We start from the raw sequence: 22041 nt of genomic DNA on the forward strand, positions 1-22041 counted from the left end.
AATTACACTTCTAGAATGACAATTACCAGGCGTTACAAGAAACACTAAGGATAGCCATATTGCTGCCCGAACATCTTCAAACAGTAATGCTTTCCCGACTGTCCACGCCGGTCTGGATTTATGACACCCTCAACTACAAACTGGCGTGGGCAAATGAAGCAGGACTTGAGTTATGGGATAGCCCTAACCTCGAGGAACTCTGCTCACGCGACTTTCGCAAAGAAATGTCCAATGCCGTCTACGTTACTCTTTGCCAGTATCTGGATGATTTTCGTCAGGGCAAACGCCTGACCAAATGGTGGACGCTCACCCCCAATCAAAAATCCAAGCGCGTTCTGTGTCTCTTCTCCGGTGTCATCATGCCGGATGGCCACATGGCCATGCTCTGTGAGGCGCCCTATCAGCACGGTGAAGTCGAAGAAATTCAACGCGTATCACATGGCTCCAACTCGACCATGGTTTCTCTTTACGGGCCTGGCCTGCATTTGATCAGCGCCAACCCGATCTTTCATCAGACCTTTCAGTACCATGTCACTCGTCTGGAGGATCTTGTGGGTTCGCGTGAGGAAACTGAGCGCATGCTAAGCCTGCTTCAGGGGCAATCAAGCTTTGAATGTGAACGCCTGCTGGAAACCCCCTTTGGCGAGCGCTGGCATAAACTGGAACTGCGTTATCTGGATGCGCACCAAACCCAGTTGCTGGTGCAGGCTGAAGATATCAATAACGAGCGTACTCAGTACGAAATCACCCGCCATAACACCGTCAGTAAAAGCAGTCTGCAAAACCTGATCGAGATTCCGCAGACACAGCTTAAAACGCCACACCTGGCCATGGTATGGCATTGCCAGCAATGGAATGAGTGGCAGCGCCATTTGGGGTTTCTTGGCTGTTTACGACTCTTGGACCAACTGGAAATAATCTGGCAGGAAGCTCTGCCTGAGAGCGCGCGCTTTGGGCGCTTTGGTGAAACCTTTCTGGCGATCTGGCCTTGTCAGGAAGAGACATTGCTGACGCTGCTACAGCAAAAACTCAACGAATTACTGGACCATACCAATATGCGCCTGCCCTCCTGGCAATGGCACAGTGACTTATTACTACCCGGCCAATCAGATATCGAAAACACCTTCGAGCAGCTGCTGAAACATCCTGCACTGCAACAAAAAGTCAATTGAGACAGGCTTTTTTGAATCTCATTCATGACTTTTATCCACGATGAAACGTGCAATTATTTCCACATTTAATGACAGACCCAAGGAGACACTGCAATGGGGGGTAGCCTAGATGCCACCCAATATAAGAGACTGAAAGGTATCAGGATTCAGTAGTAAATCCGGTTTTCGAACTTTTTAAGCAGTACCGTCCGAAAATAATAAGAGCGGTCAGAGTGTCCTCTGCAAACCGCATTATGGAGGTTGGCTTATGACCATGTCCCTATCGCTTGTACAGCGAATACTGATCGGCTTTGGAGCACTGTTATTGCTCCTTTTGGGCATCAGCGCATCCAGCCTGTTCAGTAATCGCACGATCAACCAAAAGCTTCATCTCGTCACGGAAGAAACGACCCCGCTCATTGAAGGGGCACAGAAGCAGATTTCACAGATACTGCAGGCTCAGATTGCCCTGCAATACTATCTATCCCATAGCAGTGACAAAGACCTGAAGCGCTATAGTCAGGACTTTTCCGGTGCCATGGACTCCTACTCTTCCAGCAGTGATGCGTTACATAAGTACTTAAATAACCGTCCGGAAATGGAGTCTCTCCTGACCCAGAGTCATGACAATGCGATGGAGTACCAGACCACCGCACAGAGCCTGCAAAAGCTGCATCAGGACTCACTGGATCTTGAAGGAAAAATGCGTCGCCGTCAGGAGCAGGTCAAAATTCAGGCTGATAAGCTGGCAAACTTCCTGCAGCAATATGCATCACGTAAAGGCAATGAACCCGGCGGCCCTCAGGTGCAGTCCAACAACCTGCTGAACGAAGTGAATAAGATCACACTGACTTTTGACCGTTTTAAGGTTGATCCTGATCCTGTCGCTCTGGCTGAAACCATGGATACGCTGGATGACAAGATTGAAGAGCGCCTGAAAGAATTCTCAGCTGCCGACCGGGGCCAGGCGATGAAAGCCGGCCTGATGACCAAGAAAGTTCTTTTTGATATCTCCAATGAAGAGGGTCTTTATCAGCTCGATCTTGCCTGGGCGAAACTTCGTACAACCCAGGATCAGGCTCTGCAAAAGGCCGACAAGCTGATTAGCGCCACCTATGAGCAATTAAATGCTTTTGCAGATCAGGCCAGCGCCGCCTCAGTGAATGCCACCGAGCAGGCAGATGGCACCATTGTTAAAAGCCGCCTGATTCTGGTGACCGTCAGCCTTGCAGCCATTGCCGTAGCGCTCATCATTGGCCTTTGGGTCACTAACAGTATTCGTCGTCCTTTAAAGGCCTTTGGGACAACCCTTTCCACCATGACGCAAGGGGATCTTCGGGTTCAGTTTGATGACAAGCGTAAAGATGAGTTTGGCCGTTTGGGTCAAAGCCTTAACCAGCTTGTGCAGATGCTACGCAGCACCCTGAGCGATCTTCAGGCAGCAGCAGATACACTGGAGCATCAGGCCGCTTCCAATAACAGCATTAGTGAGTCTGCTCTGAATGCCATTCGCCATCAGCAAGAGCAACTGGCAATGGCAGCGTCGGCCATGACGCAAATGGAAAGCACCGTCCATGATGTGGCTGGCCGCGCGCAGATGACCTTGGAAACCGTGAACGATAATGCTGAGCTGGCAGAACGCGCCCGAGTCAGCGTGGACTCCACCGTTTCCACCATTAACACTCAGGCACGCCAGATTGAACGCGGCGCAGAAGTTACCGGACAACTGGATACTTACAGCGACAAAATTGACTCGATTCTGGATGCTATCCGTAACATCGCTGAGCAAACCAACCTACTCGCTCTTAATGCGGCTATTGAAGCGGCTCGTGCGGGAGAGCAAGGACGCGGTTTTGCGGTGGTAGCTGATGAGGTTCGTACGCTGGCAAGCCGCACTCAGGGCTCCACCGGTGAAATTCAGGCCATGATCGAACAGATGCAGCATTGCGTTCGGGAAGTGGTTGATGTGATGACTGAAAACCGCACCAGCTCGGATGAGTGCGTCTCGACAGCCGCATCCGCCGGTGATTCGCTTTCCCTGATGGATGCTGCCATCCAGCGTATTAAGGATATGAATATCGAAATCGCCAGCGCTACAGAACAGCAGGCAGCCACCGTTCAGGAAATTAGCCGCAGCGTTTCTGAGATCAATCATTCTGCCGAAGAGACAGCGAATGGAGCCCGGGTAACTGCAGAAAGCAGCCGCTCACTGCTGGGGCTGGCTCAACAGCAACGGGAGCTTCTGCAAAGATTCACGATTTCGTGAACTCTAAGCAATCACCTTCCACTTAAGTAGTATATAGACGAATATATTAACTTAGATGAATATAGCGGGCCGGACTAAAGGCCTATGGGGTCGCTGGCAATCAAGGGAGATTGCCAGCGTTGACATTCCGGTCCAATGCTAGTTTCGAGGTGCCAATGAACCTGAACGTCAGCCAGAGAATTATCCTGGGTTTTGTACTGTTACTGCTCATGCTTGCTGGCATTGGTCTGACAGGCTTTCAAAGCTCGGGCGCTATTAATAGCAAGCTACGTGAAGTTACAGGTGAAACCACACCACTGCTTAAAAGCTCGTACGAACAGAACCTCGATATTCTTGCTGCCCAGAATGCCCTGCAGTACTACCTGAGCGCCGAAGATGCCGATCGCATGAAGAAGCAGCGTCAGGAATTTGACACTGCCATGAGCGACTTCTTTGCCAAGCAGGAGGAGTTAAACAGTACTCTGGATGACGAGTCCCCTCTCAAAGCGCCGTTGGCTGCAGCAGGTCAGGTGGCCTCAGATTACAAGCGTCTGGCGAACACCTTGCTTGATCAGCACAAGGAACTACTGACGGTCGATGCTCAGTTGCGTACTGCTCAGAAGCTGTTTGAGCGCAAACTTTCGGGTGTCAGCAATGTATTGCGTAACTATGCCCTTCGCGCCGACCGCCAATACGGCGCTAACGGACCACAGGTTCAGTCCAACGCCCTGCTTCTGGTACTGACCAAAACAGCAACCGCCTTTGCCAACTACGACAGCACACTGAACATTGATAATCTGCGAGCCGATGTTAAAGGTCTGGCGGACCAGATGGCGCAGCGCCTGCAAGAGTTTGCTGATGTCGATGCGCAAAATGCCAACAAGGTAAAAGCTCTGGTGGGACAGGTCAGTAAGGCACTGACTGAGTCTGACGGCTTGCTGGCGCTGATTGAAAAAGACTACGACCTGCAACAGAAAATCCGTACCAGCCTTGCCACGACCGAGAAGCAGCTGGGCGTAACCCTCAGCACCCTTCGTGAACTGATTCAGGATGCGGATCAGGCTTCACTGGTTGCCTCTAATGATGCTGACAGCACCATTACCGCCAGCCGCACCATCATCATGATTTCCAGTGTTGCCGCGCTGATTCTGGCATTCCTGGTTGGCACCTGGGTTGTCACCAGTATTCGGAAACCGCTTCGCCAGTTCGGTCAGATACTGGGCAAAGTGACCGAAGGCGATCTGCGCTCCCGCTTTGATGTGTCCCGCAAGGATGAGTTTGGTCAGCTGGGCATTCAGCTCAACAAGCTAACCAGTACCCTGCAGGAGCTGATCGTTCAAATGACGGGTGAAGCCGACCGCCTTGCAGTCATGGCCGAAGAAAACGCGGCCATCAGTGAACAAAGCATGAGTGCAGTGCAGGATCAGAAAATGCAGCTGACTTCTGCGGCAACAGCAATGACAGAGATGGAAAGCACGGTTCAGAACGTGGCGGAGCAGGCTCAGTACACCATGAACTCCGTCGATAACACCAAAGGCCTGACGGACAACGTTCGTAGCAGTGTTGATCGTACGCTGAGCAGTATTCATAACCAGGCTGATCAGATGAAGAACGCCAGCACCGCGACTGAGCAGTTGCAGCAGTACAGCCAGAACATTGGCAGTATTCTGGATGCCATCGTCACCATTGCCGAGCAAACCAACCTGCTGGCGCTTAACGCCGCCATTGAAGCGGCGCGCGCAGGCGAACAGGGGCGCGGTTTTGCGGTGGTGGCCGATGAGGTCCGCACACTTGCCAGCCGAACTCAGGCCTCCACAGGCGAAATTCAGCAGATGATTGAGCAGATGCGCGGTGGTATTTCCAACGTGGTGCAGGTTATCAATAACAGCCGCAAACAGAGCGATGAATGCGTTGAGGCAGCCAGCCTTGCGGGCTCAACGCTGGAAGAAATGGTCGAGGCCATCACCCACATTCGTGATCTCAACCTGCAAATCGCCAGCGCCACAGAGCAGCAAAGCAGTACCGCGCAGGATATTAGCCATAATGTTCTCAGTATCAGCGAAGCGGCGGAGCGAACTGCCAAAGGTGCCGAGCGCACCGCAGGTAGCAGCAGCCAGATGCTGGAACTGGCCCGCAACCAGCGCCAGCTGTTAGAGCGTTTTCACGTCTGAGATCTCACGGAATAAGCCACGTTTCAACAGCTCCGCAAGGGGCTGTTTTTGTTTCTGCAGTCATCACTCGCTACCTGGCATGATCTGGCGCAACCGCCGGCAGATGAGCCTATGGTCTGTCTTGCATCATGGCCGCTAAGTTCATATAACACCTGATGCATACAAGGTCTATTTCGGGAACCACCGCGACTTCCGGGTGCTGGATTTTTCTCCAGTCGGCGCGCAGTTCACCTTTGCGAGGTCAACATGTTTGAAAAACAAGAATTCAAAACCCTTTGTCAGCAAATCGATGAACAACTGGGCAACTCATGGGTTCTGGCGAGTCTCAACAATGAGGCTGCCGTTTTTGAAGGCGCTAACGATGCGCATTTTGAGCTTCAGTTACTGCCGGACTATCACCACCCCGAACGCTTAAAGCTGCAGTTTCTGCCGATTATTGCCAATCATGTGCCTGATAACCCGCGGCTAAAGGAAGCCATCAAACGCATGGCCCATGACATGTCTCCAGAACGAACCCCAGAAGCGTTGGCTCGCACTATTGATGCCTTGCTGATTGATTGCCACAAGATGATTCAGGCCTTCGCCCCGGACAGTAAAAGTCAATTTATCTGCGATGTGGTACACCATCCGGACGGTTTAATGAGCCTCTACATTGAGAATATTCCTGAAGCCATTGGCAAAGAAATTAATGGCTTAATCACCGCCTGGCAAAACACCCACTAAACCCTCTCCGCTCGACCTCTGCTGCGTTGCCACTCATGCTGCAACGCAGCAAATTTATGCTAAGGTCTACCTGTTACCCTCTTTCACGCATCGCTGTTAGTGCTTAATCTGCTTGGGCAGCCATCAATCGCTATCACAGGTGACTACCGTGATTAAAAAGATACTGATTGCCAATCGTGGCGAGATCGCCGTTCGTATAGTTCGCGCCTGCCAGGAAATGGGCATTCGCGCCGTGGCGATTTACTCAGAAGCCGATCGCTATGCCTTGCATGTCAAAAAGGCCGATGAGTCTTACTGCATTGGCGCAGAACCTCTCGCCGGTTATTTGAATCCTCACCATATCGTCAATCTCGCCGTTGAAACGGGCTGCGATGCGCTGCATCCCGGCTATGGTTTTCTTTCCGAGAACCCCGATCTGGCCCGGATTTGCGCTGAGCGCGGCGTTATCTTTATTGGCCCGGAAGCGCAGGTTATTCACTCCATGGGCGATAAAACCATGGCTCGCCAAAGCATGATTGCCGCAGGTGTTCCCGTCACACCGGGTAGCGAGGGCAATCTTGCCAACCTTGAGGATGCAATTGAGCAGGCTGAGCGCATTGGCTATCCGATTATGCTCAAGGCGACTTCTGGCGGCGGCGGCCGTGGCATTCGCCGCTGTAATGATCGCCAGGAGCTACAGCAGAACTTCCAACGGGTTATCTCCGAAGCCACCAAGGCGTTCGGCAGCGCAGAAGTTTTTCTGGAAAAATGCATCGTTAACCCACGCCATATCGAAGTACAGATTCTCGCCGACAGTCATGGCAACACGGTTCACCTTTACGAGCGCGACTGCTCTGTTCAGCGCCGCAACCAGAAGCTGATTGAGCTTGCGCCCTCGCCCCAGCTGGATCAGCAACAACGTGAATACGTGGGAAGCCTGGCGGTGAAAGCGGCGGAGGCGGTGAGTTATCGTAATGCCGGCACAGTCGAGTTTTTGCTGGACAGTGATGGCTCGTTTTACTTTATGGAAATGAATACCCGTGTTCAGGTCGAGCATACGATCACTGAGGAAATTACCGGAATCGATATCGTCCGGACCCAGATTCGGATTGCCGCCGGTGAAACCTTAGGTTTTAGCCAGAGTGATGTCAGCATTCGCGGCTTTGCCGCCCAGTTCCGGATCAACGCCGAAGACCCTCGCAACGGCTTCCTGCCAAGCTTTGGACGCATCAGCCGTTACTACTCTGCGGGTGGCCCTGGTGTTAGAACTGACTCTGCGATCTACACCGGCTACACCATTCCCCCCTACTACGACTCCCTCTGCGCCAAGCTGGTGATTTGGGCACTGACCTGGGATGAGCTGGTTGCCCGCTCACAACGAGCACTGGGTGACATGAGTATTTATGGCATCACCACCACCATCCCCTACTACCAGAACATTCTCAGGCACCCGGATTTCAAAGCGGCAACCTTCAACACCGGCTTTGTCGAGGCTCACCCTGAGCTGATCAACTATTCAGTTAAACGTCGCCCTGAGGCACTGGCAGCTGCCATCGCTGCCGCTATCGCCGCACAGGCGGGGCTCTGAGAATTCATCGAGGAGTAGCCATTATGGCCAAAGTTCATATTACTGATGTTGTATTGAGAGACGGTCATCAATCCCTGATCGCCACCCGTATGCGCACGGAAGATATGCTCCCGATTTGCGGCAAACTGGATAAGGCTGGCTATTGGTCACTGGAAGTCTGGGGTGGCGCCACTTTTGATGCCTGCGTGCGCTTTCTGCGTGAAGATCCGTGGGAGCGTCTCGCCAAGCTACGTCAGGCGCTGCCTAACACTCGCCTGCAGATGTTGCTTCGCGGTCAAAACCTGCTGGGCTATCGCCACTACTCGGATGACGTGGTCCGTGCGTTTGTGCAGAAAGCAGCCGATAACGGCATGGACGTGTTCCGTATTTTTGATGCGCTGAATGATGTCCGCAACCTGCGCACCGCCATTGAAGCGACCAAAGCGGCAGGAAAACATGCGCAGGGCACACTCTGCTATACCACCAGCCCGGTCCATACGTTAAGTGCCTATGTGAAGCTGGCGGATGAGCTGATTCACATGGGAGTAGACTCCATCGCCATCAAAGATATGGCGGGCCTTCTTACCCCAAAAGCCACCGCCGATCTGGTTAAGGCACTGAAAGATCGCTTTAGTGTGCCACTGTTCCTGCATTCTCATGCCACCTCGGGAATGGCCGCCATGTGCCAGATGAAAGCGGTGGAGGAAGGCTGTGATCATGTCGATACCGTGATCAGCTCTTTCTCAGGCGGCACAAGCCACCCACCAACGGAGTCACTGGTCGCGTCCCTGCATGCGGCAGGTTATGAGACCGGCCTTGACCTCAAACTGCTGCAGGAGATCAGCCAGTACTTCCGTGAGATCCGCAAGAAGTACCACCAGTTTGAGAGCGAATATAACGATGTCGACTCTCAGGTACTGATTAGCCAGGTGCCCGGTGGCATGATGTCAAACCTTGCCAACCAGCTGCGTGAACAAGGTGCACTGGATAAGATTCAGGATGTATTTCATGAAATTCCGCGCGTACGCAAAGATCTGGGCTACCCGCCTCTGGTGACGCCAACCTCCCAGATTGTAGGCACCCAGGCGGTCATGAATGTCCTCACGGGCAAGCGCTACGAAACCATCACGAATGAGGTAAAACGCTATCTCCAGGGCTGGTATGGCAAGGCACCTGCTGCTGTGAATGAGCATATCCGCCAGCAAGCCATTGGCAATGAAGAACTGATTGACTGTCGTCCTGCCGACCTGCTCAGTGATGAACTCGATAAGCTCCGCGCTGATATCGGCGAGCTTGCTAAAACCGATGAAGACGTACTGACCTATGCGATGTTCCCGGAAGTCGCCCGCACCTATCTCAAGGAGCGTGAAGAAGGAACGCTATCGCCAGAGCCGTTACTGCCACGAACCCAGCCTCAAAGTGATGCTGTTCCCACTTCCTTTAAAGTGACGCTGCATGGCGAGACTTACGATATCCAGATTACCGGTGCAGGCCCTCGTGGTGAGCAGGACCGTAGCTTCTTTCTGACTATTGATGGCATGCCGGAAGAAGTTCACCTGGAGACTCAGGGTGAACATGCTCAGGGAAGCGGAGGACAGGGTAAGCGTGGCAAAGCCAGTAAAGAAGGCCATGTCACGACCTCCATGCCGGGCAATATCGTCGATGTGCTTGTCAAAGCGGGCGATGCCATCGAGGCAGGCGCGCCCGTGCTGGTCATTGAAGCCATGAAGATGGAAACCGAGGTGAAAGCAGCGGTTTCAGGTACCGTTCAGGAGGTTTATATCCAGAAAGGTGATCGAGTCACACCCGGTGAGATTCTGGTTGATATAAGCTGACACCGACACGGAGCAAGGCCGCCGGATTCTGGCCAAGACGTCTTTGGCGGTCTAGGCTCAGTGAAAGTTTTAGGGAAAGTATCTGAGGAGAGCGATTTTGGTTCGATTCGATCATCTGGTGATGACTGCGCCTGATCTCGACACTGGCCGACGCTATGTTGAGGATATCCTGCAGCTGCCACTACTCACCGGCGGACAGCATCTGGCCATGGGCACGCACAATGCGGTGCTGGCTCTTGAGCATGGCGGATATATCGAAGTCATCGCCGTGGACCCTTCCCTAAATAGCCCGAGTCACCCACGCTGGTTTGATCTGGATAGTCCTCCGGATACCCCAACGCTGAGAACCTGGGTTGCAGCAATTGATGACTGGTCTCACTTTCTTGGCCGTGGCTACCCTTTTCCTGAAGAGGCGATGGCGCTCTCGCGTGGTGAGCTGCGCTGGGAATTTGGCCTTCGCCCCAATGCCGCACTGGGGTTTGCAGGAACCTTTCCTTCGCTGATTCACTGGCAAAGCCCGGGGCCTGCAGACACCCTGCCTAAAACCGCGGGACTGAACCTTGAAAGCCTGGAGCTCATCCACCCTGATGCCGATGCCCTCGGTCAAAGCCTTGAACAGCTTGAGATACAGGGAGTCAAACTCATACTCACCTCTGGCCCCCGCCCCGAGCTTAAAGCACACTTACTGACGCCTTCCGGGCCAGTAACCCTCTGAGGCCAATACCGCCACTAGCGGCGACCGTTATTTCTGACTTCCATTCGCCACGTCCCTATGGATATCTGACCACAAGATTAATTATCAGAGTCGGATCTCTCGGATCAGGCTTAACCTGCCAAACCTGCCGATATCGGCAGGCCTTCAGCCTCGACCACTTCAATACTTTTTAAAAAATCTCACAGATTGAAAAAGCGCTGCTATCTTTTATTTGCACACCTTTCGTTCGTTTATATTTCATCACTGTTAAGGAATGACACGATGCCACAAATGACACGTCGCGACTTTATTGTGGCGGGCTCCCTGGCCGCTGCTTCACTATCAGCTCCACGCCTGTTTGCCGCACCCAAAGCACGCTATACCCGCTATAGCGTCACCTCACCGGAAGGTCAGGCCATGCTTAAGAGTTACCAGAAAGGGGTGGAGGCCATGCTCAACCTGCCTGCGACCGATCATCGCAACTGGTTTCGCTACGCCTTCATTCACATGATGGACTGCCCTCACGGGAACTGGTGGTTCTATGTGTGGCACCGCGGATACATCGGCTACTTCGAGCAGATTATCCGTGATTTAAGCGGCAACCCGGAGTTTACCCTGCCTTTCTGGGACTGGACGGAAACTCCCGAAATTCCCGCGGGCATGTTTGAAGGTGTTCTAACACCAACCAATTCGTCTTACTCAGCCTTCACAGGCAACCTGCAAAAGTTCACCGACTTCGTCAAAGCCCCCCTAAGCAATTACTGGAATACCCTGACGCCCTCTCAGCTAGTCCAGCAGAAAGAGCGTGGATACAGCACCTTTGATGATTTGTGGAACAGCGTAATTGGCTACGATCCCGGTGTTCAGGGAGCCATCGCAGGAAACATGGCTTACGTAAACACCTGTGGTGCCCGCTATTTGAGTGCTGACAACCCGAAACTTGACCCTAAAACCAGCTTCGATGTTTCCCCTTTGGTGGTGACCTTTGGCTTAAGCCCAGAGACGTTTTACAGCTCATCGGTCGAGCCCATTGATCCGTCAGTCAAATGGATGAGCTTTGCCAGCTCTAAAACGGACTCTCATACCGTGTCTCCGGGCGATACCACCAAATTCTCCGTACTAGAAGGCTTTCCGCACAACAAAGTGCACAACTACATCGGCGGTGTAGGCCCCGTCAGCCCGGGCCCCTTTGGTTTTATGACCAACTTCTTATCCCCGGTGGACCCCATCTTCTTCCTGCACCATGCCAATATGGACAGGCTTTGGGATGTCTGGGAGCGTCAGCAGCTAGCCGCTGGTCGCAACCCCCAGCCCACCATTGCAGCAGACAAACAGCTCTACGATAACGAACCCTTCCAGTTCTATGTCGACAGCAAAGGGGAACCTGTGGGTCGTCGCTATGCCAAGGACTATCTGGATAAATCGGTGTTTGGCTATGACTATGGCCCAGGCTTTGGAGACAGAGTCCAGCCGCTGCAAAGCACTGGCATGAACACAATGGCACCGGTCAAAGCCAATATTATGAATAACGAAGCGACACTGAGCCTACCGTCTCAGGCAGTTATGGCCCATCAGCAAGCTAAAGCACAACTGGTCGTCGAAATTGTTCTTCCACGCCCAACCGGCAACTCCAGTCAGCGCGAGTTTGATATTCTGGTCAATGCTCCGGATGATGTAACAGAGGTTTTTGCTGATAGCCCCTACTACGCCGGTACAATTGCCTTCTTTGGCCCCCCCATGCATGGAATGCACATGGCACAGAACGCCAGCTTTCATATAGCGTTACCCCAGACCTTGTTGGTGATGAAAAATGCAGCAGGTCAGGGAAGTCCCGCGAATCTGAAGATCCGTCTTGTCCCATCACATGCACCGGATAAATCTGCGGCCTCCTCTCCCGTACTGAACTCCGTCATTCTCAAAACCATCCGCTAGTTGTTTTAACGGTAAGTTCTTTCAGGTCATGGTGTGCAAGGCACCGTGACCTTCTATATGCCATTGCGAAGCTCTCTCTTTACCTGCCTAGAGATCAGGAAATCTCATTATTTCCGACCTCCATATGAGTAAATTAAATAAAAATGCTGTGACAAAAATGACGGCGATGCGTCGCAGATCAGGTATCCTAGGCGGTCGGTGAATCATCAACTGGCTTTGCCGCCAGACTGTGCCTAAGCCTGTTATCGAGATAGCAAGGAAATTACATGCAAACGGAAATGGTAGTGACGTCCTATCGCGTCAGCCTGCTGAGCCTGATCAGACCTGTCATCCTCTTTGTGGTGCTGCTGCTTCTGGCCAATGCCCTCTTCGCTCCTTTGGAGCACTGGTTAACACTGGGTCTGACCGAACTGACGCAGATCGATTTTATTCAGGATCTTGTCTCAGTATCCTGGGCGGGTTACATCCCCTATCTGCTTTATATCCCGGCACTTTGGGCCCTGAAGAAGCTGGTTTTCCAGCTGTTATACACCTTCAATATGTCCATTGATGTAACGGCTGATGCGTTGATCATTAACGCCCGCTGGCCAGTCAGCTATAAAGCACACATCAAGTTCAATCGTGTTGAAAGTGTTCGCCTTGAAGCCATCGGCTACCCAATCAACAAATGCGCTCATCTGACAGTAGTGGGCCTTGGTGGGACGCAGTTGTCTGTTCGCCACCTGTCAGCAGCACGGGATCTGGTTTCCCAGATTGGTCAGCCCTGCTAAGCCTATGAAACCCGCCAGGAATATTTCTCTCTGACCTCTGGTCACCTATTGTTCTTGGCAAAGAACCTTGTAGAGTAGAACAGCCTCCCAGGATCGGGAGGTCTACTCTCTACAAGGAATGAAAAATGAAAGGACTTCGTTTTCTTCTGGCCGGTATCAGCCTGGCTTTCTCCTCTCTCTCCTTTGCCGCTCCCGTCGATATCAATACCGCCACCGCTCAAGAGCTGGCTCAGGCGCTAACAGGTATTGGCGAGAAAAAAGCACAGGCGATTGTGGAGTGGCGTACTGCCCATGGGAGTTTCAGCTCGGTTGAAGAGCTGACTCAAGTGAAAGGTATTGGTCAGGCGACGGTTGAGCAAAATCGCGACAACCTGACCCTGAGCAAAGTGGAAACCTCCACTAACTGATCACTGCCTGATTGACCAAAGCGCCTGTTGCGGGCGCTTTCTGCGTGACCCGCTTTCTACGTTCTACGCTTCTTATCGCTTCGAGTGGCGCCAAACCCACGGCGCAATGGCCGCACCTGAATGCCACAACCCCAGTCTTGCCTGCCTGGCATTCATTTCTGCATCCAGAATCCGCTTTCCCGGTTTGTATTGTCGATACGCCCAGGCTGCGCCATTTTTGACCAACGCCAGATTGATATTGGTTTTACCGAGATACACCGTGCCTAGCATACGACCGTAATCATCATAACCCTGATAACGAATATGCACTTTATGGTGAGACACCTGCTCGGCCAACCAGGCTTTGGCTTCAAGGCCATAGGGTTGATCATACTCGGGCGCATCTATGCCGCGCAGGCGAACCTTGACCCGTTTGGGCTTCTCCCCCGAGGGTGATTGCGCATTGATATACAGCGTATCGCCATCGACCACATAGCTGACCACACCGACCATCTCTTGGTCTTTCCCCGCGGAAAATGCCGTCTGAGCCAACAGGCTAAAGCCCAACAACAGCGCTGCTCTAAGCCATTTCTGCAGTCCTGAAGAACACATCATCCGAATAATCTCCCGAGAACCAGGCAGACAAGTGCCAGCCGCCCCATTGACCAGTGACAATAGCGATAGAGCACAAGCCCCAACGTTACAATCAGCACATCGCTCAGGGAAAAAATAGTGGTTTGCCACAACGGTGAATACAACGCAGCAGCCAGTATCCCGACTACCGCAGCGTTCATCGCATTAATACCTTGCTTCAGTGAGGCATTGGCTGATAACGCCTTCCACCAGGGCCATACGCTGAGCACTAACAAAAAACCGGGAAGAAAAAGCGCCAGCATACAGAGAAGGCCTAACCCTATTGAGGGCGAAGTACCGCCAGAAAAACTTCCCACATAAGCGGCAAAACTAAATAAAGGACCGGGCAGCAACTGCGCCACTCCATAACCCGCCATAAACTGCGATGGAGTCATCAGTTGATGGCTCTGGCTTACCTGCTCCAGCAGTGGCAGCACGACGTGGCCGCCGCCAAACACCAAGGCTCCGGAACGATAGAAATCCGCGAACACCGACAGCGTTCCGGAAACGAGCGGCAGCAAAGCAAGAATCAGGAGCACCACAAACAAGCGAAGCCCGGGAGCCGCCATAAGCGCTCTTGGACTCTCAGAGGGAGAGAGCATCGCCACAGGCATCCCGGAAGGGGTAAATCTCAGCCCCAGCCATCCGGCCAGAATAATCACCAATCCCTGTCCCCAAAAGCTCGGAATCAGAAGCACCATTATCAGCGCCATACAGCCAATCAACCGAGTAAAACCATCGTGACAAAGCCGCTGCGCCATCCCCAGCACGGCATCCAATACAATCACGAAAGCCAGCAGTTTTAAGCCATGCAACCAGGACATCAGCCCCTGCTGCTCAAACCAGTTAAAGCCGCCAGCAAATGCCAGCATCAGGCACGCTGATGGCAGGGTAAAACCGAGGAAGGCTCCCAGCGCTCCACGCCAGCCTGCCAGATGCCAGCCGATCAGTAAGCCTAACTGGCTGCTCGCCGGGCCCGGTAATAACTGACAAAGCCCCAGCATGTATGAGAACTGAGACTCCCCTAGCCAGCACTGCTCAATGACAAATCGACGGTGGAAATAGCCTATATGTGCGACAGGACCGCCAAAGGCAGTTAAGCCCAACCGAAGAAACGTAAGAAATATCTGAAACGAGGAAGGCTGACCCATCGAAAGCATCACTGTGATTACCCGAACCGAAGGGTATCTCAATGCCAGTTGAGCGTATAGATAGGCAAACCAGGGCTAAAACAGCTTTCTGTATGGCGTTGGAAAAGGGCTTGAAAATCCTAAGGCAGAACGCCTTAAAAAGAAGTGGCTCCCCGAGCAGGACTCGAACCTGCGACCAACGGATTAACAGTCCGCTGCTCTACCAACTGAGCTATCAGGGAATAGCCTTGAGATGTGCTATCAGAACGTAGTGATCATTGTGATGGCTCCCCGAGCAGGACTCGAACCTGCGACCAACGGATTAACAGTCCGCTGCTCTACCAACTGAGCTATCAGGGAACAATTCAGCACGGGCGCCTATAGTACTGATCCATCTTGCCGAGTCAAGAAAAACCTTAAAAAGCTAATGCAAACAAGGCGTTTAGCGAAGCTGCCTCCCGCCTTGCCCGCAGTTTCTGGCAACTCAGAGCTTGAATTGCTCAACCTCAGACTGTACCTCGCTGGCCAAATCATGCAGGCGAACCGCCTGCTCGGCAGCAAACTCACTTTCTCTGGCCATCTCTGAAGCCACCCCACGAATTGCTTCGGTGTTGCGATTGATCTCGTTGGTGACAGACGTCTGCTCTTCTGCTGCTGATGCAATCTGCGTTGCCATATCGGCAATGGAAGCAATCGAGGCGGTCATCTGAGTCAGACGCTGATGCGCCTCATCAGCATCTGCCACGCTGGTCTGCGCCAGTCGATGACCTTTTTCCATGATGCTGACAGCTTTACCAGTGGTTTTTTGCAGCACTTCGATCATGCCCTGAATTTCTTCAGTCGAGGCATGGGTGCGTTGCGACAGCACACGCACTTCATCGGCGACGACGGCAAAGCCGCGCCCCTGCTCGCCAGCGCGTGCAGCTTCAATCGCCGCATTCAGCGCCAGCAGGTTCGTCTGCTCGGCAATACCGCTAATGGTCGAGAGAATGCCGCTAATCTGCTGGGCATGGTTATTCAGCTCAGCAATGATGCCGGTCGCCTGCTCCACTTCACCCGCCAGGTTACGAATCGACCCCTGGCTCTGCTGTACCTGCTGCTGGCCTTCTTTGGAGAGAGCAACAGACTCCTGAGCCGCCGAAGCCGTAAGCTCTGCATTGCCGGCGATTTCCTCTGTCGCAGAGGCCATCTCGGTGACGGCGGTGGCGACCATATCAATTTCGCTCAGCTGCAGTTGCACCTGCTGGCTTCGCTCCGTCGCACCACTGGAGACACCATTTGCTTCTGTGGTGAGATACGTCGAAGTACCCTTTAAACGGCTGATAATGCCGTGCATGTGGCTAACAAAGTCATTGAAGCCCTCTGCCACACGCCCGATCTCATCTTTGCGAGTCACGGGAATTCGCTGCGTTAAATCGCCATCGCCCTGAGCAATATCCTCCAGTGCAATTGCGACATTTTCCAGATTACGGAACATCACCTTGAACAGCAGCATCAATACTGAAGAGAAGATCACCAGCAATACGGCACCGATGATCACCTGTTGAATCAGCAGCTTATAGATAGGTGCCATAAGGGTGGATTTATCCATGACGAACACCAGCGCCCAATCACTATTGGGAATTGCCTGAGCGTAGACAAAGCGGTCGCGGCCATCGAGATTTGCTTCGTTGAGCTTGTTGTCAGAGATTAAATGACTCAGTGATGAGCCTTCAAACAGTGGGCTCAGTTTACCGATAGGCTGGTTTTGTTGTGAGCTGTCCGAGTGCGCGATGATCAGCCCATTGCGATCAATCAAAATCGCATAGCCTTTACCGGGAACATCCAGTGCCTGAGTGCGCCTGGAGAGCACCTCCAATGGCACATTGGCACCTGCCGCCCCTACGACCTGGCCGCGAACACGAACAGGCTCGGTGATAATAATCACCATCTGCTTAAGGGTTGTACTCAAGCTTGGATCAGAGACAGCAAGCTGACCTGCACTCAAGGCATCCTGATACCAGCTCTTTTTGCGAGGATCATAGCCAGCATTGTTTGCATCCAATGCAGGGTCCTGGCGGTACATCTTGCCCTGTTCGGTGCCATAGAACGCCACGCCAAAACTGCCTGACTCATAGGCCTGACGCACAAAGGCATAAGGAGACTGGTCTGCATTAGCCTCGAGGGAACGAGTCAGTGCATGCAGAGCCGTGCGCCGGTCATCCAGCCACTGCCCGACACCTTCACCATAAGCACCGGAGAAATGCTGCGCATCCGCCAGCAGTGAGCTTAGCATCTGATCTTTCAGTGACTGACTTGCCTGCCACACCATCGACCCCACTATCACAAAGATAGCAAGAACACTCACCCCCAGCAGGCGAGCACGTAAAGACAACTGCATCATAGATTTCCTTAGAAGTCCGCCACTTTTGCCGCATCAAAAGCTGCAGAGGATAGATAAAACATTCATCTATATGACTAAACAATTAGAAAAAACCTTACAAGACAAGTGGGCGTCCAAATCGTGCGTAATAGCACCTTTATAGCGCCATCGGCTGGAATACGTGCAGGTACAGGTAGATGAAGAATTACCTGAGAAAGCAGCAACTAAGGTTTTACCTTAGAGCACATTGGGAGCCTGCCTCGATATAGAACTGGTTACCCAACCAGCATTTTCGTAGACTAGAGTCCGTTTTCGACGCCAGCATGAGTGCTGTCCGAAAAAGAGCATGACAGGAGAGATTCAAGCACTATGGCCGAACGCAGTGAGCAACGCTTTCAGGTAGTGGGCAAGTTCGAGCCCGCCGGTGATCAGCCGCAAGCCATCCGCGAACTAACCACCGGTATTGAACAAGGTTTGTCAGCACAGACGCTATTGGGTGTCACGGGCTCCGGTAAGACCTTCACCATTGCCAACGTGATTGCCAATGTGCAGCGACCCACCTTGATTCTCGCCCACAACAAGACATTGGCGGCCCAGCTGTACGGAGAATTCAAAGAGTTTTTCCCCAATAACTCGGTGGAATACTTCGTCTCCTACTACGACTACTATCAGCCCGAAGCCTATGTACCCTCCTCCGATACCTTTATCGAAAAGGATGCCTCGGTAAACGAACACATCGAGCAGATGCGACTATCGGCAACCAAAGCCATGATGGAGCGCTCTGATGCCATCATCGTGGCGACGGTGTCAGCAATTTACGGCTTGGGTGATCCTGAATCCTACCTGCAGATGATGCTGCATCTGGTTCGGGGCGATCAGATTGATCAGCGCAGTATTTTGCGTCGTCTGGCAGAACTTCAGTACACCCGCAATGATCTGGACTTTGGTCGCGGCACCTACCGGGTGCGTGGCGAAATTATCGATGTCTTCCCTGCGGAGTCTGAAGAAGAAGCCGTTCGCATTGAGCTGTTCGATGATGAAGTGGAATCCCTTCGCTATTTCGACCCGCTGACCGGTGAAGTTCTGCGCTCTGTGCCACGGGCGACAATCTACCCGAAAACCCACTACGTCACGCCGCGGGAAAAGCTCCTTGGCGCAGTAGAAAAGATCGAAGAAGAGTTGGTTGACCGGCTCGAATATTTCAAGAAAGAGAACAAGCTCTTGGAGCTGCAGCGTCTGGAGCAGCGAACCCGTTACGATATCGAGATGATCCGCGAACTGGGTTACTGCAACGGTATCGAGAACTACTCACGCTACCTCTCTGGCCGTGACTCCGGTGCTCCACCCCCCACCCTGTTTGATTACCTGCCTGCTGATGCCTTGCTGGTTATTGATGAGTCCCACGTGACAATCCCGCAGTTAGGCGCCATGTACAAAGGCGACCGCTCCCGTAAGGAAACCCTGGTGGAATATGGCTTCCGACTGCCTTCTGCGCTGGATAACCGTCCCATGCGGTTTGATGAGTGGGAGCGAATCTCGCCGCAGACCATTTACGTTTCCGCCACCCCCGGCAAATACGAAGGTGAACATGCAGGTCAGGTTGTCGAGCAGGTGGTGCGCCCGACCGGTCTGGTCGACCCTGAAATTGAAGTGCGCCCCGCAACGACGCAGGTTGATGACCTGCTCTCAGAGATTCGCCTACGTGTCGACAGCGATGAACGCGTACTGGTAACCACCCTGACCAAGCGCATGGCGGAAGACCTGACGGAATATTTAGCCGAACATGATGTCCGTGTGCGCTATCTGCACTCCGATATTGATACGGTCGAACGTGTCGAGATTATCCGTGACCTGCGTTTGGGTGAGTTCGATGTACTGGTCGGCATTAACCTGCTACGTGAAGGTCTGGATATGCCAGAAGTCTCGCTGGTGGCGATACTGGATGCCGATAAGGAAGGCTTCCTGCGCTCCGATCGCTCACTGATTCAGACCATTGGCCGTGCTGCCCGTAATGCTCAGGGCCGCGCAATTCTCTACGCAGACCGCATTACTGATTCCATGCGCAGGGCAATTGATGAGACCGAGCGCCGCCGCACTAAACAGCAGGAGTTCAACGCCGAGCACGGTATTGTGCCCCGCTCTGTGTTTAAGTCCGTGCAGGACATCCTCGAAGGCGCGGTCACTCCCGGCAAGAAAACCAATGGCCGTGGAAAAACCAAATCAGCAGGTAGCCTGAAAGAAGCGATTCTCGACACCGAGCATTTGTCACCCAAGCAGCTCACCAAAATGATTGCTGAGCTGGAAGAGAAGATGTTCAAGGCGGCCAAGAATCTTGAGTTTGAAGAAGCCGCTCGCTACCGCGATGAACTCAGCGAACTTAAGAAAAAAGTCCTGATGCAATAGACCTTACATCCGTCTTTTTCATCCAGGCAGATGTTTGTAATACAAGGTGGTGGGCCGAAGCTCTCCAAAGGGTGAGGCAGCGAAATCCGGAATCTGGCCGGCACGCTGCCAGCCCCAGCGGGCATAAAGGGCTTCTGCTTTGGAGCCTGTCTCCGTATCCAGTACCAGCAAGCGAATACCCTTCTGTTGCGCCGCCGACTCCAGCCTCGCCAATAATTGCTGGGCAATGCCCTTGCCCCGACTGGCAGTACTAACCATGAGCTTTTGTACATCCGCTCGATGGAGGCCATTCGCCTTGGTGCAGCAGGAAAGCTGTATTGTCCCCACAACGCGACCTTGCGTGCTCGCGACCCAGAGCAATAAATCATCATTCAGGCTGTGCTTAAGCGCATTCCAGTAGCTCATCGACACACTACGCTCACAGGGCGCCAAAAAACCGATGGAAGCGCCTTGATTGACGCAATCACTCAGCAATTCGCTGAGCGCTTCCAGCGGAAAATCCTTGGCAGAGACAGGAATAATCTCGATGGGATGGTCAACCGACGCCATAGCACACTTCCTTTGAACCGCCTGAACGAGCAGGCCGGACCTGTAAAATCAGCAAAAAGCATATCCCCCGGCCAGCAGATTGACTATCCTGCCCTGCAGAAACACAGCGGTGACCTGCAAGCTCATCACTACGCTTCAGGCTAAGTTACAGTCACAACACGGCGCAGCTTTTATGCAGAATTTTGATCCTCTACATCTCGATAATCAGCTTTGTTTTGCACTGTACTCCACCTCACTGGCGATGACTCAGATCTACAAGCCATTGCTTGAACCTCTGGGGCTGACGTATCCGCAGTATCTGATCATGCTGATTCTGTGGGAAGAAGACGGCATTGGTCTTAAGGATATCGGAGCACGTCTTGGCCAGAAGTCAGGCGCACTTACGCCGGTAGTAAAACGCCTCGAAGCCGATGGTCTGATAAAGCGCATGCGTGCACTGGATGATGATCGTGCACTGAATATTCAGCTCACCACCAAAGGCCTGGCGCTCAAAGCTCAGGGCCGTGAAGTCAATCGTTGTATCATCGATGCTTGCGCCACCAGCGCTGAAGACTTTAGCCAGTTAAAATCCCAGCTGGATCGTCTGCGAGAAAAATTGAGCCGCCATCTGGAAAGCTGAGCCGCAGATCCTCCAGAGTCACATCCCACTGAAGATATAGCAGTTCGCACCCTCAAAAGAATTTACGTATGAAGAAGATATTACTTGCGCAATAATAGTTATTGCGATAACTTAATTTTCACACGCCGCATCGCCTGCTTTAAACACCTGGGATTGCGGCATTTTTAACACCCCAACTAGTTATCGCGATAACAAATTATTTTGGAGAAGACTCAATGAACATCCTTTACTCTGCACAGGCCACTTCCACTGGCGGTCGTGATGGCCGTTCCGTTTCCTCGGATGATCGCCTGAATGTGAAACTGAGCACCCCGAAAGAATTGGGAGGCGCAGGCGGCGAAGGCACCAACCCCGAGCAACTCTTTGCCGCTGGCTATTCCGCCTGTTTCATTGGCGCGATGAAGTTTGTAGCAGGACAGGACAAGATCCGCTTGCCAAAAGAACCCAGCATCAAGGCAACAGTGGGCATCGGCGCGAATCCAAAAGGCGTGGGCTTTGCGATTGATGTGGTACTGGATATAAGCCTGCCCGAGATGGATAAAACAGAAGCAGAAGCACTGATCGAAAAAGCCCATCAGGTTTGCCCCTACTCCAACGCCACTCGCGGCAACATCAACGTGACGCTGAATCTGGTGTGATGTAGCCATCAGCACAGCGCTCGATGACTGAAACGAAAAAAGCCGTCTAATCGCTTAGACGGCTTTTTTGCAGAATTTGGTAGGACTAAGCAGACTCGAACTGCTGACCCCCACCATGTCAAGGTGGTGCTCTAACCAACTGAGCTATAGTCCTAAAATCTTGAGAGGCTATCGAAGTGGTAGGACTAAGCAGACTCGAACTGCTGACCCCCACCATGTCAAGGTGGTGCTCTAACCAACTGAGCTATAGTCCT

General features: G+C 52.7%; 17 protein-coding genes and 4 tRNA genes. 13 read left to right on the forward strand and 8 right to left on the reverse strand.

Going from position 1 to position 22041, the window contains the following annotated elements:
* Window positions 1-59: 59 nt before the first annotated feature.
* The 10 genes from ACKC9G_RS06335 to ACKC9G_RS06380 all read left to right on the forward strand — a co-directional run bounded on the left by ACKC9G_RS06335 (window position 60) and on the right by ACKC9G_RS06380 (window position 13474).
* A complete protein-coding gene (locus tag ACKC9G_RS06335; protein ID WP_411404092.1) occupies window positions 60-1172 on the forward strand; it encodes a hypothetical protein in 1113 nt (370 codons plus the stop codon).
* A 247-nt stretch (window positions 1173-1419) separates the two neighbouring features.
* Complete coding sequence (locus ACKC9G_RS06340) at window positions 1420-3417, forward strand: methyl-accepting chemotaxis protein (protein WP_411404093.1); 1998 nt, start codon at window positions 1420-1422, stop codon at window positions 3415-3417.
* A gap of 155 nt (window positions 3418-3572) precedes the next feature.
* Entirely contained in the window at window positions 3573-5567 is a 1995-nt protein-coding gene (locus ACKC9G_RS06345; RefSeq protein WP_411404094.1) for a methyl-accepting chemotaxis protein, read from the forward strand.
* A gap of 246 nt (window positions 5568-5813) precedes the next feature.
* Window positions 5814-6290, forward strand: coding sequence for a hypothetical protein (locus ACKC9G_RS06350; RefSeq protein WP_411404095.1), 477 nt, complete (start codon window positions 5814-5816; stop codon window positions 6288-6290).
* A 148-nt stretch (window positions 6291-6438) separates the two neighbouring features.
* On the forward strand, window positions 6439-7857 hold the full coding sequence (locus ACKC9G_RS06355) for an acetyl-CoA carboxylase biotin carboxylase subunit (RefSeq protein WP_411404096.1): 1419 nt from the start codon (window positions 6439-6441) through the stop codon (window positions 7855-7857).
* A 23-nt stretch (window positions 7858-7880) separates the two neighbouring features.
* Complete coding sequence (oadA, locus tag ACKC9G_RS06360; RefSeq protein ID WP_411404097.1) at window positions 7881-9671, forward strand: sodium-extruding oxaloacetate decarboxylase subunit alpha; 1791 nt, start codon at window positions 7881-7883, stop codon at window positions 9669-9671.
* 97 nt (window positions 9672-9768) lie between these two features.
* Window positions 9769-10386, forward strand: a complete 618-nt coding sequence (locus ACKC9G_RS06365; protein WP_411404098.1) for a VOC family protein — start codon at window positions 9769-9771, stop codon at window positions 10384-10386.
* A 261-nt stretch (window positions 10387-10647) separates the two neighbouring features.
* Window positions 10648-12297, forward strand: coding sequence for a tyrosinase family protein (locus ACKC9G_RS06370; RefSeq protein ID WP_411404099.1), 1650 nt, complete (start codon window positions 10648-10650; stop codon window positions 12295-12297).
* A 266-nt stretch (window positions 12298-12563) separates the two neighbouring features.
* Entirely contained in the window at window positions 12564-13067 is a 504-nt protein-coding gene (locus tag ACKC9G_RS06375; protein WP_411404100.1) for a hypothetical protein, read from the forward strand.
* Window positions 13068-13192: 125 nt separating this feature from the next.
* Window positions 13193-13474 carry a ComEA family DNA-binding protein gene (locus ACKC9G_RS06380; RefSeq protein WP_411404101.1) on the forward strand — a complete coding sequence of 94 codons (282 nt, stop codon included), beginning with the start codon at window positions 13193-13195 and terminating at the stop codon, window positions 13472-13474.
* 72 nt (window positions 13475-13546) lie between these two features.
* On the opposite strand, the gene ACKC9G_RS06385 is transcribed toward ACKC9G_RS06380, so the two are convergent.
* From ACKC9G_RS06385 to ACKC9G_RS06405, 5 genes are all read right to left on the reverse strand, one after another.
* The gene (locus ACKC9G_RS06385; RefSeq protein ID WP_411404102.1) at window positions 13547-14068 is read right to left on the reverse strand and encodes a thermonuclease family protein; all 522 of its coding nucleotides are present in this window, start codon (window positions 14066-14068) and stop codon (window positions 13547-13549) included.
* On the reverse strand, window positions 14065-15237 hold the full coding sequence (gene chrA / locus ACKC9G_RS06390; protein WP_411404103.1) for a chromate efflux transporter: 1173 nt from the start codon (window positions 15235-15237) through the stop codon (window positions 14065-14067). The genes ACKC9G_RS06385 and chrA overlap by 4 nt, the downstream gene beginning before the upstream one ends.
* 145 nt (window positions 15238-15382) lie before the next feature.
* A tRNA-Asn gene (locus tag ACKC9G_RS06395) sits at window positions 15383-15458 on the reverse strand.
* A 42-nt stretch (window positions 15459-15500) separates the two neighbouring features.
* Window positions 15501-15576: transfer RNA gene (locus ACKC9G_RS06400), tRNA-Asn, on the reverse strand.
* A gap of 124 nt (window positions 15577-15700) precedes the next feature.
* Complete coding sequence (locus tag ACKC9G_RS06405; protein WP_411404104.1) at window positions 15701-17599, reverse strand: methyl-accepting chemotaxis protein; 1899 nt, start codon at window positions 17597-17599, stop codon at window positions 15701-15703.
* 348 nt (window positions 17600-17947) lie between these two features.
* Between ACKC9G_RS06405 and uvrB the strand changes: the two genes are divergently transcribed.
* Window positions 17948-19981: an excinuclease ABC subunit UvrB gene (uvrB, locus tag ACKC9G_RS06410; RefSeq protein ID WP_411404105.1), complete on the forward strand. Its 2034-nt coding sequence runs from the start codon at window positions 17948-17950 to the stop codon at window positions 19979-19981.
* 18 nt (window positions 19982-19999) lie between these two features.
* On the opposite strand, the gene ACKC9G_RS06415 is transcribed toward uvrB, so the two are convergent.
* Window positions 20000-20530, reverse strand: a complete 531-nt coding sequence (locus ACKC9G_RS06415; protein ID WP_411404106.1) for an N-acetyltransferase family protein — start codon at window positions 20528-20530, stop codon at window positions 20000-20002.
* A gap of 172 nt (window positions 20531-20702) precedes the next feature.
* On the opposite strand from ACKC9G_RS06415, the gene ACKC9G_RS06420 reads away from it, so the two are divergent.
* Both ACKC9G_RS06420 and ACKC9G_RS06425 read left to right on the forward strand, forming a co-directional pair.
* Window positions 20703-21149 (forward strand): MarR family winged helix-turn-helix transcriptional regulator, encoded by a 447-nt coding sequence (locus tag ACKC9G_RS06420; RefSeq protein ID WP_411404107.1) that lies wholly within the window; start codon window positions 20703-20705, stop codon window positions 21147-21149.
* A 215-nt stretch (window positions 21150-21364) separates the two neighbouring features.
* Entirely contained in the window at window positions 21365-21787 is a 423-nt protein-coding gene (locus ACKC9G_RS06425; protein WP_411404108.1) for an organic hydroperoxide resistance protein, read from the forward strand.
* Window positions 21788-21864: 77 nt separating this feature from the next.
* Here the strand turns inward: ACKC9G_RS06425 and ACKC9G_RS06430 are convergent.
* Window positions 21865-21941, reverse strand: a tRNA-Val gene (locus ACKC9G_RS06430).
* A 23-nt stretch (window positions 21942-21964) separates the two neighbouring features.
* Window positions 21965-22041, reverse strand: a tRNA-Val gene (locus ACKC9G_RS06435).

It is taken from the genome of Pokkaliibacter sp. CJK22405 (assembly GCF_046614695.1).
In the GTDB taxonomy this organism is placed as follows: Bacteria; Pseudomonadota; Gammaproteobacteria; order Pseudomonadales; family Balneatricaceae; genus Pokkaliibacter.